The sequence below is a fragment of the Cryobacterium sp. TMT1-2-2 genome (genome assembly GCF_004403505.1).
In the GTDB taxonomy this organism is placed as follows: domain Bacteria; phylum Actinomycetota; class Actinomycetes; order Actinomycetales; family Microbacteriaceae; genus Cryobacterium; species Cryobacterium flavum.
The window spans coordinates 58,611-73,382 of record NZ_SOGS01000006.1 but is presented as its reverse complement, the minus strand read 5'-3'; the positions used below and the strand labels follow the sequence as shown (position 1 = coordinate 73,382).

General features: G+C 66.4%; 15 protein-coding genes. 4 read left to right on the top strand and 11 right to left on the bottom strand.

Annotated features, from left to right (window positions below; translation table 11 throughout):
• Positions 1-29: 29 nt before the first annotated feature.
• The 3 genes from E3T35_RS04365 to rplJ all read right to left on the bottom strand — a co-directional run bounded on the left by E3T35_RS04365 (position 30) and on the right by rplJ (position 2,565).
• Positions 30-1,337 (bottom strand): ABC transporter substrate-binding protein, encoded by a 1,308-nt coding sequence (locus E3T35_RS04365; protein WP_134345093.1) that lies wholly within the window; start codon positions 1,335-1,337, stop codon positions 30-32.
• Between the two features lie 276 nt (positions 1,338-1,613).
• Positions 1,614-1,997: a 50S ribosomal protein L7/L12 gene (rplL, locus tag E3T35_RS04360; RefSeq protein ID WP_092340409.1), complete on the bottom strand. Its 384-nt coding sequence runs from the start codon at positions 1,995-1,997 to the stop codon at positions 1,614-1,616.
• A 52-nt stretch (positions 1,998-2,049) separates the two neighbouring features.
• Positions 2,050-2,565: a 50S ribosomal protein L10 gene (gene rplJ / locus E3T35_RS04355; protein WP_092340410.1), complete on the bottom strand. Its 516-nt coding sequence runs from the start codon at positions 2,563-2,565 to the stop codon at positions 2,050-2,052.
• 330 nt (positions 2,566-2,895) lie between these two features.
• On the opposite strand from rplJ, the gene E3T35_RS04350 reads away from it, so the two are divergent.
• Together E3T35_RS04350 and E3T35_RS04345 are read left to right on the top strand one after the other, a co-directional pair.
• Entirely contained in the window at positions 2,896-4,632 is a 1,737-nt protein-coding gene (locus tag E3T35_RS04350; RefSeq protein ID WP_233197468.1) for an MDR family MFS transporter, read from the top strand.
• Positions 4,625-5,086, top strand: coding sequence for a MarR family winged helix-turn-helix transcriptional regulator (locus E3T35_RS04345; RefSeq protein ID WP_104088964.1), 462 nt, complete (start codon positions 4,625-4,627; stop codon positions 5,084-5,086). The genes E3T35_RS04350 and E3T35_RS04345 overlap by 8 nt, the downstream gene beginning before the upstream one ends.
• Before the next feature lie 181 nt (positions 5,087-5,267).
• Here E3T35_RS04345 and E3T35_RS04340 read toward each other — a convergent pair whose 3' ends face one another.
• From E3T35_RS04340 to E3T35_RS04330, 3 genes are all read right to left on the bottom strand, one after another.
• Complete coding sequence (locus E3T35_RS04340; RefSeq protein WP_241988727.1) at positions 5,268-6,800, bottom strand: HAMP domain-containing sensor histidine kinase; 1,533 nt, start codon at positions 6,798-6,800, stop codon at positions 5,268-5,270.
• Positions 6,800-7,546, bottom strand: a complete 747-nt coding sequence (locus tag E3T35_RS04335) for a response regulator transcription factor (protein WP_092340412.1) — start codon at positions 7,544-7,546, stop codon at positions 6,800-6,802. The genes E3T35_RS04340 and E3T35_RS04335 overlap by 1 nt, the downstream gene beginning before the upstream one ends.
• A gap of 68 nt (positions 7,547-7,614) precedes the next feature.
• The gene (locus E3T35_RS04330; protein WP_134377962.1) at positions 7,615-8,727 is read right to left on the bottom strand and encodes a hypothetical protein; all 1,113 of its coding nucleotides are present in this window, start codon (positions 8,725-8,727) and stop codon (positions 7,615-7,617) included.
• Positions 8,728-8,905: 178 nt separating this feature from the next.
• Here E3T35_RS04330 and E3T35_RS04325 point away from each other — a divergent pair, with 178 nt between their 5' ends.
• Both E3T35_RS04325 and E3T35_RS04320 read left to right on the top strand, forming a co-directional pair.
• The gene (locus E3T35_RS04325; protein WP_369831310.1) at positions 8,906-9,562 is read left to right on the top strand and encodes a YqaJ viral recombinase family protein; all 657 of its coding nucleotides are present in this window, start codon (positions 8,906-8,908) and stop codon (positions 9,560-9,562) included.
• 75 nt (positions 9,563-9,637) lie between these two features.
• Positions 9,638-10,615, top strand: a complete 978-nt coding sequence (locus tag E3T35_RS04320; RefSeq protein WP_241988726.1) for an NADP-dependent oxidoreductase — start codon at positions 9,638-9,640, stop codon at positions 10,613-10,615.
• Between the two features lie 42 nt (positions 10,616-10,657).
• Here E3T35_RS04320 and E3T35_RS04315 read toward each other — a convergent pair whose 3' ends face one another.
• The 5 genes from E3T35_RS04315 to E3T35_RS04295 all read right to left on the bottom strand — a co-directional run bounded on the left by E3T35_RS04315 (position 10,658) and on the right by E3T35_RS04295 (position 14,648).
• A complete protein-coding gene (locus E3T35_RS04315) occupies positions 10,658-11,467 on the bottom strand; it encodes an LPXTG cell wall anchor domain-containing protein (RefSeq protein WP_134377961.1) in 810 nt (269 codons plus the stop codon).
• Positions 11,468-11,470: 3 nt separating this feature from the next.
• The gene (locus E3T35_RS04310; RefSeq protein WP_134377960.1) at positions 11,471-12,049 is read right to left on the bottom strand and encodes a signal peptidase I; all 579 of its coding nucleotides are present in this window, start codon (positions 12,047-12,049) and stop codon (positions 11,471-11,473) included.
• Positions 12,049-13,350 (bottom strand): RICIN domain-containing protein, encoded by a 1,302-nt coding sequence (locus E3T35_RS04305; RefSeq protein WP_134345088.1) that lies wholly within the window; start codon positions 13,348-13,350, stop codon positions 12,049-12,051. The genes E3T35_RS04310 and E3T35_RS04305 overlap by 1 nt, the downstream gene beginning before the upstream one ends.
• A gap of 3 nt (positions 13,351-13,353) precedes the next feature.
• On the bottom strand, positions 13,354-13,962 hold the full coding sequence (locus E3T35_RS04300) for a hypothetical protein (protein ID WP_134377959.1): 609 nt from the start codon (positions 13,960-13,962) through the stop codon (positions 13,354-13,356).
• Between the two features lie 113 nt (positions 13,963-14,075).
• Positions 14,076-14,648, bottom strand: coding sequence for an alternate-type signal peptide domain-containing protein (locus tag E3T35_RS04295; protein WP_134377958.1), 573 nt, complete (start codon positions 14,646-14,648; stop codon positions 14,076-14,078).
• Positions 14,649-14,772: the final 124 nt, after the last annotated feature.

The window sequence follows — 14,772 nt, the reverse complement described above, 5'->3', positions numbered from 1 at the left end:
GGTGACGGTGGTGATTCGACTTATTGGGGTTAGTCGACGTAGGCCGCGGCGGCGGCGTCCTCGAGGGCCTGCTGGGTACCGGCGACGTCGCTCGGGTCCTGCAGGAATTGGATCATGATCTGCCAGAAGCCCTGGCCGGGAGTGCCGCCGAATGCACTCGGGGTGAGGTCGGACATGTCGAAGCGGAACGTTTCAGCACCGGTGAGGGCTTCGGCGATCTGACGGCTGGTCTCGTCGGGATAGAGCGCGGTGTCGACGTTGTTGTTCGGCGATGTGAGGCCGCCCTCTGGCACCCAAACCTCGGCCGCTTCGGGCGAGGCGAGGAACTGCATGAGAGCGTCGGTGGCGGCGTCATCGGTGAAGGAGACGGCCACGTCGCCGCCGCCGACGACGGCGGGTGCCGAGCCGTTCACGGAGGGGAAGTCGAAGAACAAGGCGTTCTCGCCGACGACCGAGTTGCCGTCATCGGTGATGTTGCCGGCTACGAAGTCACCCTCGTAGATGGTGGCGGCCTGCGGGGCGGCACCGAAGACCTCGGTGACCGACTCCGGGAAGGTGCGCTGCGCGGCTCCGGACTGCACGAGTGCGTCGTTGCCCCACAGGGTCGCGAGGGCGTCCAGCGCCACTGTGACGGAGGGGTCGGTCCAGGGAATTTCGTGGTTGGTGAGCTGGTCGTACATCTCGCCGCCGGCGGTCTGCAGGTAGACGTTCTCGAACCAGTCGGTCAACGGCCAGCCGACATCCGCTCCGATGGAGATTCCGGCATAGCCGGAGTCGGCCACGAGCTGCAGTTGCACCAGAAAGTCGTCCCAGTCTGCGGGAGCGGCCGCTCCGGCGGAGTCATAGAGATCGGCGTTGTACCACATGGTCGATTTGTTCGAGGCCTTGAACCAGACGCCGTACTGGGTGCCGTCGCTCGTGCCGAGGTCGACCCAGCTCTGGGAGTAGTTCTCGGCGACGGCGGCACTGGCCGCCTCGGACAGCGGCTGCAGGTTGCCATCGGCGGCGAGCTGGTCCATCAGGGCGGGCTGCGCGAGCATCGCGACGTTGGGCGGGCTGCCACCCTCGATCTGGGTGCCGAGCGTGGTCGCGGCATTGTCGCCGAAGCTGGTGTAGTTCACCGTGGCACCGGACTGCTCCTCGAAGGCGGCCAGGACGGCCTCGAAGTTGGCCTGCTCGGCGCCGGACCAGGCAGCGGAGACCTCAAGGGTGTCGCCGGTGAATTCGCCGGAACCGGCGGCATCCGTTGTGCCTGACGAGCACCCGGCGAGGGTCAGAGCCAGGATTCCGGCGCCGGCCAGCGGCGTGAACAGTCTGTGGTGTGTGGTGGAGCGCAAGAGAGCCTCTTCGTCGAGTCAGGGGTCGCGCTCCCGAAAAATCGGCCGGTTAAGTGGTCTGGGTCAGCACTTCCTCTTTCAAACCTAGAGTCGCTCTTCGTTCACACCAAATTCACGACAAAGCTTCAGCTTTGCGAAGACCCCAGTACTGGGGTTGTACACGTGCGGGCACGACAATAGGGGCGCCGTCTCCTTACGGAAACGACGCCCCTTGCGCAGGATGAGTTTGAAAACCGCATCGGCTACGCCTCAATCAGATCCCCTTGCGGGGAGAGACTACTTGAGGGTAACGGTTGCGCCGGCCTCTTCGAGGGAAGCCTTGGCCTTCTCGGCAGCGTCCTTGGCAACGCCCTCGAGGACGGCCTTCGGCGCGCCATCGACAACGGCCTTGGCCTCGCCGAGGCCCAGGCTGGTGAGCTCGCGCACGACCTTGATGACCTGGATCTTCTTGTCGCCAACGGCGTCAAGGATGACGTCGAACGCGGTCTGCTCTTCGACCTCTTCAGCAGCAGCGGCGGGGCCAGCGGCTCCGGCAGCGGCGACGGGAGCGGCTGCGGTGACCTCGAAGGTCTCCTCGAACGCCTTGACGAACTCGGAGAGCTCGATGAGGGTCAGGCCCTTGAACTGCTCAAGCAGGTCTTCAGTGGAAAGCTTTGCCATGATGTACTCCTATAGTTTCTAAAAAATCGTGAACCGTGAATCAGGCAGGTGCCTAGTTCGCGGACTCCTGCTTCTCACGCAGCGCGTCGATGGTGCGAACAGCCTTCGACAGCGGTGCCTGGAAGAGATAAGCGGCTCCGAACAGCGATGCCTTGAAGGCGCCGGCCAGCTTGGCCAGCAGCACCTCGCGGGACTCGAGGTCGGCAAGCTTGCCAACCTCCGCTGCGGTGAGCGGGTTACCGTCAAAGTAACCGCCCTTTACCACCAGGAGAGGGTTTGCCTTGGTAAAGGCACGCAGGGTCTTCGCGACGGCGACGGGGTCTCCGTGCACGAAGGCGATAGCGGACGGACCGACAAGTTCCTCGTCGAACGAGGTGATGCCGGCCTTGTTGGCCGCAATCTTGGTGAGCGTGTTCTTTACCACGGCGTACGTGGCGTCCTCACTGATGGACTTACGCAGGCTCTTGAGCTGCGCAACAGTGAGACCGCGGTACTCGGTGAGCAGAACGGCGGTCGAGCTTTCGAATTTCTCCGTAAGCTCGGCGACCGTTGCTTCCTTGTTCGCCATGGTGCTCCTCATTAATAATCATGTGCCGGGTAGCCCGGGGCGCAGACATGAAAAAAGCTCCAGCGCAGGGCGCCGGAGCTTGGGGAACAATCCAAAAGACTGTAACAAAACTACGAACACCTGCGCGGGCCGTTCACGTGAATGAACCTTCGTCTGCACTTCTGTCTATCGACATAGCGCAGCAACCGGCGGTCTGTGGCTGAAATTTACTGTACGGCACGATTCGGGCGCGTGCAAATCGGCGGCGGAGCGACATCCGCTGATCGAGATGGTTGACATCCGTCAACTACCCACCTATCGTTGATAGCTGTCAATCACTTAGGGAGTCGCATGGGCCGCGCCAGCCGCACCGTTTCCGAACCGGTCACCGAGGGTTCAATGAGCCACCGCCAGGTACTCGAAGCGCTGTCGGGACTACTGCTGGGCATGTTCGTGTCGATCCTGGCCAACACCGTGGTGAGCACGTCGCTGCCACTCATTCTCAGCGACCTCAAGGGCTCGCAATCGGCCTACACCTGGGTGGTCACGGCCACACTGCTGGCGACCACGGTGAGTACGCCGATCTGGGGCAAATTCGCCGACCTGTTCAATCGCAAACTGCTCATTCAGCTCGCCCTGGCCGTGTTCGTGATCGGCAGCGCGCTCGCCGGGTTCTCGCAGGACGCGGGAACGCTCATCGCCTTCCGGGTGCTGCAGGGCCTCGGCGCCGGCGGCCTGGTCGCCCTCAGCCAGATCATCATGGCCGACATCATCAGCCCGCGTGAGCGCGGCCGCTACGCCGGCCTGTTCGGCGCGGTCATGGCCCTCGGCACGATCGGCGGCCCGCTGCTCGGCGGTGTCGTGACGGATGCCTTCGGCTGGCGCTGGAATTTCTTCATCGCGCTTCCGGTGGCAATCGTGGCCATCGTGCTGCTGCAGCGCACCCTGCACCTGCCGGCACGGGTGAAGCGGGTCGTGCGCATCGACTACCTCGGGGCCGCGCTGATCACGTGCGGCGTCTCGCTGCTGCTGATCTGGGTAACCCTGGCCGGCACCCAGTTCGAGTGGCTGTCACTGACCTCGTGGGCCATGGTGATAGGTGCCGTCGTTTTGCTGGCTCTGGCGATCATCGTGGAATTTCGCGCCGCCGAACCGATAATTCCGCTCAGCCTGTTTCGCAACCGCACCTTCGGCCTCGGGGCGATTGCGAGCCTCGCGGTGGGTGTCTCCCTGTTTGGCACCTCGGTCTTTCTCAGCCAGTACATGCAGCTCGCCCGCGGCGCCACGCCCACCCAGTCGGGCCTGCTGACCATCCCGATGATGGGCGGCCTGCTCATCTCGTCGACCCTGTTCGGAACAGTAATCAGCCGGCGCGGCACGTGGAAGTCCATCATGGTCTCCGGCTCCGTGCTCATGCTCGTCGGCACCACACTGCTCGGTACCCTCGATGTGCACACGAGCCTCGTCTTCGTCGGCGTCTACATGTTCATCCTCGGCGCCGGCGTGGGCATGGTCATGCAGAACCTCGTTCTGGTCGTGCAGAACACCGTTGAGGTGCGGCACCTCGGCGTCGCCACGAGCTCGGTGACCTTCTTCCGCAGCCTCGGCGGCGCGGTCGGGGTCTCGGTGATGGGGTCCATCCTGGGCAGTGTTGTCGCGGCCCAAATCACCACCGGCGTGGGCGGGCTCAGCCCGACCAATCAAGCGGATGCCGGCCGCCTGCTCGGTGACGGCGTCATTCCGCAGGTCAACCAACTGCCCGACGTGCTGCGCATCATCGTCGAAGCCGCCTACGGTTCCGGTGTCGGCACGATCTTTCTGATCAGCGCGCCGCTGGCCCTTGTGACCCTGCTCACGGTGTCGCTGCTGCCGAATCATCCGCTCGGCACGGAGACCGGAATCGACCGGGCCCGCGATACGGCCCTGGTGCCGGCAGCTGTGCCGGCTATCGTTGCGGCAGACTTGGCCTTTCACCGGGAGGGGGACGACGTGCAGGAGATTCTCGTGGAGGTGAGTGCGGCATCCGCTGGCCTGCCGCCGGCCGGGCTGGCCCAAACACCCGCAACCCGCGGACCTCGTGATGAATGAGCTGGTCGAACGACCCAGCGTGGATGGCGACACCCTCGAGCTCGCCCGCGTCGAGGCGCAGATGGCCATGCTGGCCGCCAATATTCGAGCCAGCACACGGTCGACCGCGGCCGTGATCGATCCGACCCTCGAACCGTTCGGACTCGCGCTCTTGCGCGTACTCGCGCGGCGGGGCGAATCCCATGCCAGCGTTGTCGCGGATGTGCTCGCGGTGGACCGCAGCATGATCAGCCGCCAGGCCAAGCTGCTCTGCTCGCTTGGGCTCGTGGAGACCCGGGTTGACCCGCTCGATGGGAGGGCACGATTTCTGGCCCTGACGCCTCTCGCCACGGAGAAACTGGCCGAGGTGCGCCGCAACCGCACGGCCCTGGTGCATCGGCGACTCAGCCGGTGGACTCCCGCCGAACTCGACCAGTTCGCCACCCTGCTGGAACGGCTGAACGAGCCCGACTAGGTCTACCGCTTCTGACCCCGCGCCGAGCCGCGAGTTTCGTCCCCGGCTCATCGTCGTGCCGTGAGTTTCACCCCCATTTTCACCCTGGTACGAGTCGAGACTCACAGCTCGGCGAACAGAAATCACGGCTCGATGGATGAGGGGGCGCGAGGTCGATCCGGCGCCGCCCTGGCCGATACGTCTAGTCCGTGGCGAGGGGCAGTTCGACCCGAAACTGGGTGCGGCCGGGGACGCTCTCGACCGACACAGCGCCGTGGTGCGCGGCGACGACCGCGGCCACGATCGCCAGCCCCAGGCCGGTGCTGCCGGTTCCGCGAAAGCGTGAGCTGTCGCCGCGGGCGAACCGTTCGAACAGGGTGCTGGTGAGGTCTTCCGGGACGCCCGGACCGTTGTCGGTGACGGTGATGACGGCCCGGTCGCCGACGGCGGCGAGGGCGACGACCACCGTGGTGCCGGCATCCGTGTGCAGTCGCGCGTTGGCGAGCAGGTTGGTGATGACCTGGCGCAGACGCGGTTCGTCGCCGATCGCCTCGATCGGTTCCTCGGGCAGGTCGAGGTCCCAAATATGATCACGGCCAGCCGCGTGGGCGTCACTCACGGCGTCGACGAGCAGCATGGTGAGGTCGACCGGTTCCATTTCGAGTTCGCGGCCCTCGTCGAGACGGGCGAGCAGCAGCAGGTCTTCCACCAGTCCGGTCATGCGCACGGACTCGCTTTCAATGCGGCCAAGCGCGTGGATGGCGTCGGGCGGCAGCTGCTGGCCGCTGCGCCGGGTGAGTTCGGAGTAGCCCCGGATGGACGCGAGCGGCGTGCGCAGTTCGTGGCTCGCGTCGGCGACGAACTGGCGCACCTTGCGTTCGCTTTGCTGTCGCGCTTCGAGGGCGAGGTCGACGTGGTCGAGCATGCGGTTGAGCGCCGCACCGACGCGGCCTACCTCGGTGCGCGGGTCGGCATCCCCGGTCGGAACCCGATCGTCGAGGGAGACTTCGCCCTGGTCGAGGGGAAGTTGCGCAACCCGGGTGGCGGTCGCGGTCACGCGTTGCAGCGGGCGCAGGGCGAGGCGAACTACCCAGGCCGCGATAATGGCCACCACAATGAGCCCGGCGAGTGAGACGAACGTGATGATCAGGGCCAGCTGAGCCGCCGTGGCCTCGACGCCCGACAGCGGCAATCCGACCAGATACAGGGTGCCACTGCCAGACGTTTCGGCTTGCACTCGGTATTCGCCGAGTTCGCCACCGAGGTTTACCGTGACGGCGGCCGACTGGTTGACGTGGTCGGCGAGCTGCTGCACCTGCTGCGCGGAGAGTTCTTCGATGGCGCCGCTCTGGTCGTCGGTATAGCCGGTGGTGATGCTCGATCCGTCATAGACCAGGGCGAGCAGCCCGGGTGGTTGGGCCGGGCCGCTGAGAATGCTGTTGGCGGTGGGGGTGCCGAAATAGGTGCTGCCGGGGGTATCGCCGAGGCGGTCCCCGTCGTTGTCTCCGCCGCCGCCGAGCACGGCGCCGGAGCGGTCGGCGGCGGATGCGAGTTGCACGTCCAGGCGATCGAGCAGCGAGGCGCGTAGGATGACCACGCTCACCACGCCGATCGTGATGCTGACGAGGGCGAGAAGCCCGACCACGGTGAGCACGAGGCGCCGCTGCAGGGTCCAGGGCGAGCGGGGTCGGCCGCGGCGGCGCGGCATCCGTTCGCGCTTCTTGAGATGCGCCATCAGGCAGTTTTCAGCATGTAGCCGGCGCCGCGCACCGTGTGAATCATAGGCTCCCGGCCAGCGTCGATCTTCTTGCGCAGGTAGGAGATGTAGATCTCGACAACGCTCGACTTGCCGCCGAAGTCGTAGCTCCAGACCCGGTCGAGGATCTGCGCTTTGCTGAGCACGCGGCGCGGGTTGCGCATGAGAAAGCGCAGCAGCTCGAACTCGGTGGCGGTCAGTTCGATGGCCGTTCCGTCGCGGAAGACCTCGTAGCTGTCTTCGTCGAGGGTGAGGTCTCCCACTGTGATGCGCGGGTCGATCGAGTCGGCCACGGCGAGGGTGGAGCGGCGGATAAGGCCGCGGAGGCGCGCGACGACCTCCTCGAGGCTGAACGGCTTGGTGACGTAGTCGTCGCCGCCCGCGGTGAGCCCGGCGATGCGGTCGTCCAGCGAGTCCTTGGCGGTGAGAAAGAGCACGGGTGTCTCGTAGCCGTCGGCGCGCACCCGCTGCAACACCTGCAGGCCGTCGATGTCGGGCAGCATGATGTCGAGCACGATGGCGTCCGGCCGAAATTCGCGGGCGATGGTGAGCGCCTGGCGGCCTTCACCGGCGGTGCGCACCTCCCAGCCCTCGTAGCGCAGGGCCATGGAGAGCAGATCGGTGAGGGTGGGTTCGTCGTCGACGACCAGAACCCTAATGGCGCTGCCGTCGGCCTTGGTCAGGCGCGGGCCATGGCCGGTGCGGGTGCTCTCACGTGTGCTCATTCTGATGAGTATCCGGCAGTTGTCTATGAACGCCCTATGAGTGCGCCCTCGGATGCCTGTGGCCGGCCTTAGCCGATCAGGGCAGCCAGTAGGGCCGGCGCGGGCACGAGCGGGTTGCTGGCCGGAACGAAGAGTCGCTGGCAGCCGTTCAGTTCGACCTGGATCGGGGTGTCGAGCCCGGTGCCAGCCCGCTCGGGCCAGAGCACCGCGAACCGGGTGGGCTCAATCGCGCACGCGGGCGCTTGCAGAGCGGATGCTGCGGAGGGCAGCAGCGCTGCGGCATCCGCTTCAAGGGTGGTCGCGCTGGTGAAGGTGCCCGACCTGAGGGTCAGCATCGAGCCGAGCATGTCGTCGTCGAAACCCTCGATGGATTCGAGTTCGCTGAGGTCGGGTTCGGTGACCGGGTCAACCGTGTAGATACAGACGCTCGCGCCGTCGACGCCGGCGTAGGAGGGGATTTCGGCGGGCGGCACCGGAATCGGTTCAGGGTCCTGCCCGATCTGGGTGGTGTAGGTCTGCAGGCCGGTCGTGCCGAACAGCAGCGACTGTTCGGGGGTTCCGGTGCTCATGGCGCAGCCGGCGTCGAGAGCGGGGCGGGCGATCTGCAGCACGAGCGGCAGTTTCACTGTGTCGGTCAGCTCAAGCTTCTCGAGCGCTTTGCTCGTGGCCGGCTTGGTTTTACCGCAGGAGGTGCGCGGCCAGGCTGCCCGCATGGCTTCGCCTGCGGCGTTTTCGAGCCAGAGTTCGGGCACGATCTCCATGTCGGCGGTGCAGGCCTGGTTGAGCCCGGCTTGGTCGTTGGGCTGGGCGAGCGCAGCGAGCAGGGCGCTGAAGTCGCCCTCGCGGGTCTCGATCGTCACGGCCGACCAGCGGCCCTCGTCGTCGTCGATGCTGCCGGAGAAGGTACAGAGGGAGGCGACGACGGGTTCGAAGCCGTCGGGGACCATGCCAGGCGCCGGGGCGTCCGGGTGGGTTGCGGTCAGATCCGTTTGGGCCGGGACGCCGTCCTGAACAGGGATCCAGTTGTTGAGGTTGGGCGCCTGGCAGTCGACACCGGCGACGAGCTGTGCCACCGGCGTGTCGGTGGCGGCCGGGTAGCCGGGTAGGCCGGCGCATCCGCTGAGCAGCAGGGCCAGCGTGGCGGCCCCGGCGAGCGCGAATCGAGCTGGGTACTGCATCATGCGTTCCCCCGATTGGTTGACGTTCCTTCAGGCTAGCGAAGCCAGGTCTCTTCGCGATAACGATTCTCACAGCGAGCGGATGCGCGACCTCGGCCCGGCAGGCGAGTGGCGGCCTCCAATCCCGCGGCTTCCCGTGGCGGTGGCGCGCCGACCGGGCGCGCGGGCACACAATAGAGGAGTGCCGAATTCCACGCTGTCCCTCTTCGATCTGGACCAGCCTTCGGCGCACCCCGCGGCATCCGCTCTGGTACCGCCGCCCGCACCGCACACGCTGCGCATCGTCGCCGACTCGAACGACCGCGTCGCGTGGCTGCGGGCCCGCAACCAGGGCATCACCGCAACGGATGTCGCCAAACTGTCGACCCCCAAGTCGATCCTGAACGCGGCGCACGACAAAATGCACGGCACGAGCTTCTCCGGCAACAGCTACACCGACCATGGACGGGCCCGGGAACCGGTCATTGCCGCGTGGGTGCTGGAGAACTACGGCATCGAACCGAGCACGAACTTGTTTCGGTCGCTCGGGCATCCGCGGCATCTGGCCACGCCCGACGGGGTGGGCGTGATCGGTGCAGATTTGCACCTGGCCGAGATCAAGACCACGAGCAAGCCGTGGCGCAGCGTTCCGCGCAGCTACCTGCGGCAGGTGTGGTGGCAGCAGTACGTGCTCGGCGCCGATCGCACGCTGCTGGTCTGGGAAGAGCACCTCGATTTCGTGCCGGTCGCCGCGGTGCCCGAATGTCGCTGGATCGAACGTGACGAAGACCAGATCGCGATTCTGGTGGGCCTGGCCAATGCCCTGATCGACAATCTCGACCAGCAGGCCCGCCGCTAGCCTGCTCTCGCTTCGTGGACGGGGCCCAGGCCCCGTCCGCAATGCACCGAGGCGGGATGCAGCAGAATGAGGGGCATGGCTCCTGACTTCGAACTTCCGCTGACCATGCGCGCCCTCGTCATCGACCAGACCGGCGACCCCGACGTCTTGCACCTGGCCGAGAGGCCACTACCACGCCAGATTTCCGACGAGGTTCTCGTGAAGGTCGTCGCCGCCGGGCTGAACCCGATCGACGCCAAGACGCGCTCCGGCAAGGGCGTCGCCGCCGCGATCGAAAGCTACCCGGCCATTCTCGGCAACGATTTCAGCGGCATGGTTGTGCGCGCGGCGTTCGAGGCCTCTCCGCTGCAGCCCGGGGATGCTGTCTACGGCATGGGCCGCGTGCCGCGCACCGGCGGCAGCTTCGCCGAGTACGTCTCGGTGTCGAGCATGAGCGTCGCGCACAAGCCGGCCAAGCTCAGCCATGCCGAGGCTGCCGCAGTGCCGGTCGCCGCCCTCACCGCGTGGGGAATGGTCAAGCTCGCCGGGGCGGCCCCCGGGCAGCGGATGCTCGTGCACGCCGCCAGCGGCGGCGTCGGTCACTTCGCGGTACAGTTCGCCCGCGTTCTGGGCGCCCACGTCATCGCCACCGGATCCACCCGCAACCTCGACTTTCTGCGCGAGCTTGGTGCCGACGAGGTCATCGACTACACGACCACGCGCTTCGAAGACGAGGCCCACGACCTCGACTCGGTCATCGACCTCATCGGCAATGTGCACGATGACACCGGCACCCGTTCCCTCGCCGCGCTGCGCCCAGGCGGCCTGCTCGTGAACGCGCCGACCGGCAGCTGGCCCTCCATGGCAGCGGATGCCGCTGCCGCCGGCCGCCGCGCGACCGGTTTCAAGGTGTCCCCCGACGCCCGAGCCCTCGACGAGATTTCGAAGCTCCTCGACGCGGGTACCGTGCGCGTGCACGTCGACGCCGTGTTCGAACTCGCCGACGGTGCTGCGGCACACCGAGCGATCGAAGAGGGTCACACTCGCGGCAAGATCGTGCTGCGCGTCTCGTAGCGGGCATCGGCATCCGCTGCCCGCCGGCAGTGCCGGTGGGATCTAGTTCTCGTTCCGTTCGCGGCGACGGCGGAACGTCAACAGCACGCCCAGTCCCAGCAGAAGAACGCCCCCGACGATGGCGGGAACGGGCAGGTCAACCCCGGTGCGGGATAGGGCGGCCGGCCGCGCCGCCGCTGACGAAGCCCCCAGAACTGCGACGAACACACCCGTGTCGGCGCAGGCCGACGACGAAACCGGCCCAGCGACCGCGTCGCGCAGGGACACCACGAGGCCCAGATTCGCCGTCTCGTTCTGCCCGGTCAGCCCGGTCACGTTCCTCATGTCGATCCTGACCTCGGCTCTCAGCGTCGCGCCGGCGGCGAGCGGCTGAACCGGCGCAAGCACCGCACAATCCGCATCGCCCGCGAACGTCACGGTGGGCGCGGTGGGGTCGGCAGGGGTCGTGACGCCCAGGGTGAGGTACTGATTCAGCCCAGCGGATGCCCCCTCCGCACTACGCAGACTCACCCGCACGACCGCGGGCTGGTCGCTCGGGTTGTGGATCCACAGGGACGCCCGCATCGACCCATTCGGAATCAACGTCCCATACGCGTCGAACAAATCGGTCGGCAGACTGCTCGCGAAGTGCACACCGTCCAAGCTGACCTGCACGTCGCCGAGCCGGGCGTTGCTGGCCTGGGCAGCACTGGACAGAGATTTGGGCGCCGCAGCCGATGCCGGCCCGGCCGCACCGGCAAGTATCGGGAGCGCCAGCAACAGCGCCGAGGCCACGGCACCGAGCAGGCGCCCGCGACGAAAGGCACGTGCGCGGAATTCGCAAATAGGGGGCTGGGTATAACGCGGCTGCATCGATCAGACCACCGGGTGGCTATGGGCGCCGCGAGGACGACGGCGGCCGGCACGGACTCCAGCGACGAGCATCACAGCCGAGTATCCGAGCAGGGCCACGGCCACTGCCGGAATGATCAGCGCTCGGCTCGCCCCGTTGACGAAATTATTGGCATAGCCGATCAGCGGAACGGAATACCACAGTCGCCCCTGAATCTGGGCGGAGAGCACGAGGTCGGGATCGGGAAGACTGTTGTTGTCTCCCTGAAACTGAAAACTCCGGGTACCGTCCGTGGAGGAGCTGATCGCGGTGATGCGGTGGGTGATCACTGCCGGCTCGCCCGAGTGAATCTGATAGGTGGCGATATCCCCGATTACGAGGTCGTCGGTGTTGACCGGGCCGACCACGATCAGGGTGCCGGGCGGCAGGTGTGGCTCCATCGAGCTGGTCAGCACCGTCAGGGGGGTCGCGCCCGTGATCTTGGGCACGATGACCAGCAGAGCGAACAGCATGAGCACCAGCAGGAGCAACGCACCGCTGATGGCCAGGCCCAGGGCGTGCAGCAGTCCAGCCGGCCTGGCCCCCTTCGAACCGTGCCCCATCAGTTCGCCGCCGTCAATGTGAACTGCTGGGCGCTGCCGGCGCTGCAGCTTTGCGTCTGCAGCGCGGTTCCGGCTGTGTAACTCGGCACCGTGATGCATTCCGTTTTGTTCCTGTTCACTTGCATGACGAACTGGTACAAACCGTTTCCCGACAGTGTGCCGCCCCACTGCTGGCTGGAGTCACTCACGTTGCGTGTCGCCATCACCACAGCTGCCGTGGTGGTGCGCTGCCAGGCCAGCCCGGCCGCTGCCTGCGAGGTGATGAGGTAGTTGCTCGGATTGACTAAGTCATAACGCCACAGCTGTGTGGTCAGCGACTCGTTGCATACCTGCACTGTCACGGGTCCGTTCGCGTTGGTGGAACCCGTGACGCACAGGCCCCCACTCTTGACTCGGTACCAGCTGGTCGACGACGGTGACTGGCTGGTGGTCGCAGTGACGGCCGACGACATGGCCGAAGAGTTGCCTGCCGCGTCGAGCGCGTCGACGGTGTAGCTGTAGGTCGTGCCGACATTGAGGCCGGTGTCAGTAAAGGTCGTGCCGGCGACGACAGAACGGACCAGTACGGTGTCGCGATAGACGCGGTACGAGGCGATGCCGACGTTGTCGGTCGCCGCCGTCCACGCGAGTGTGGTGGCGGCATCCGTTGTCGATGACGACGTCAGGCCGGTCGGTGCGGTCGGAGCAGTCGTGTCGGGCACGGTCTGGGCCACGGCAACCGTGACGGGGGCGGCCTTCCAGTTGGTGCCGACCGCGGCGGTCAGGTCGAGCCGGGCGGCAACGTGGCCACCGCCGTAGGCAGCCGGAATGGGTGATGAGATCGAGGTGCGCACGCAGTACACAACGGACGAATCTGCGGCGACCGAACCAGTCAGTGTGGTTCCGCTCGTCCAGGTTCGCACCGTCTCGCTTCCGGGCAAGGTCGTCGACGAGGTGCAGTGGGCGGTGGAGGCGACCGGCCAGGTCGTCACGGTGATCGCTCCGGCGAGGCCCGCCGTCGCCGACGTGCCGGCGAGTGTGAGTGCGTACGTCGACGGCACCGCGCCGTTACTCACGGTGACGGGTTTCGTTGTCACCAGACTGCTCGCCGAGTAGTCGAAGTTGAGCTGATCGAAGCCCGATTGTGCGATGCTGATACTGCCCGAGGTCACGGATCCGGTGGCTGGGGATGCCGCGGTGGTCCAGGCGGCATGGGCGGCGCCGGAGGCCGCGAGCACGAGAAAGAGCACGGTGCCGAGCAGGGCGGCGGTGTGGCGCTGCCGGCGAGGTCGAGCGACAGCCTGGCGGCGTGAACGGGTCATGGTTTAGGCCTGCACTCCGATGAGAACGACGGAAAAGTTGGCAGCAGACGACGACTGGCTCACACTCGGGGCGCCCGCGGGCAGCGCGATCAGCACGCAGACTGTTCGGGACTGGGCCTTAGCGAGCGTCAGGCCCACCGCCGTCGACGGCGCACTGGCAAATGTTCCGCTGGTGCTGGGGATGACCGCGCTCGTGCACGCAGCCGAGCTGTCGACGACGGCGAGACCGATGGTGAGCGAATCGGACAGGGTCGAAGTAACGGCCGGCGCGAGGAGCGAGGAGCGGGTCACGGCCAGTGGCACGTCACCGGTGTTCGTGACGGTGACCGGGGCGGCAATAACCAGTCCCGGGTACAGGGGCACGGCGGGAAGGGCGAGGGCCGAGACCGTCATCGTGGCCGTTCCCGACGCTATCGTGGCCGAGGAGGTGGCGGCACTCGAGTTCAGGAGGGCGTAGGTGCCGCCGGCAGCGGTCGTGGCCAGCACGACTGCCAGAAGAGTGGATGCTGCGGCCAAGACCAGGGCCCGCGCGCGTAGCCGCACGGTCGGCACAGCACGGTGGCGACGACGCTCGGCAGGCGAAGCGGTGTGGCGGCCACGGGTTGTTTTCATGTGATCACCGCGCTTTCTGGTCGAACGGAGGAGCTGGAGGGAGAATCGCACCGCCCGGGGTGCCCATCGTCGGGTGATGGGCACGCCAGGGACGGTGCAGGAGGTGGTGAAGACTAGGTGGTCTGCGTCAGGGTCACGGCGAGGGCGCCGAGGTTGACCGAGCCGAGCATGGCGTCGTTCTCGGCTCCTGCACTGCTGCTCTTGGGGAACGTCAGGATGACGGTGACCACGGCAGCGCGAGAGATAACGCCGGTCCCGGTCGGTGTGATCGTGTAGGTCGGGCCTGCACCGCTGATGCCTACGCCACTGATCGACACCTGGGCGCTCTTCGTGATGTAGCCCGCGAGCTTCCCATCAGGTGCGTTGGTTGCGCTCGTGGCGGTGATGCTCGCTGAAGCAACGGCCAGAGTCGCGACCATGTTGTCGCCGGTCGCCGTGATGTCAACCTTCTTCGTGTAGGTGAGGACGTCACCGGGCACGATCTTGTACGTGCTCAGGATGATTTCGGTGGCACCGCTCTTCCAAACACCGGCGGCGGCATTGTCGACCACTGTCAGGGCGCCGGCGGTGATCGTTCCGCCGGCAATCGATGTACTCGAATTCCAGAGCGCGAACGTTCCCGCGCCGCCGAGCAGCAGGGTCAGTCCGGCGGCACCGGCGATAGCGCTAACGAGAAGCTTGTTCATAGTGGAGACCTTTCGGAAGATCGACTCAGGGGCGAGTGATACACACACTATGTGGGACAGACAGATTTGTCTGTCCGTCGGTAACCCCCAGAATAGGGTTTAGGATAAAAGTCCATTCGGTACT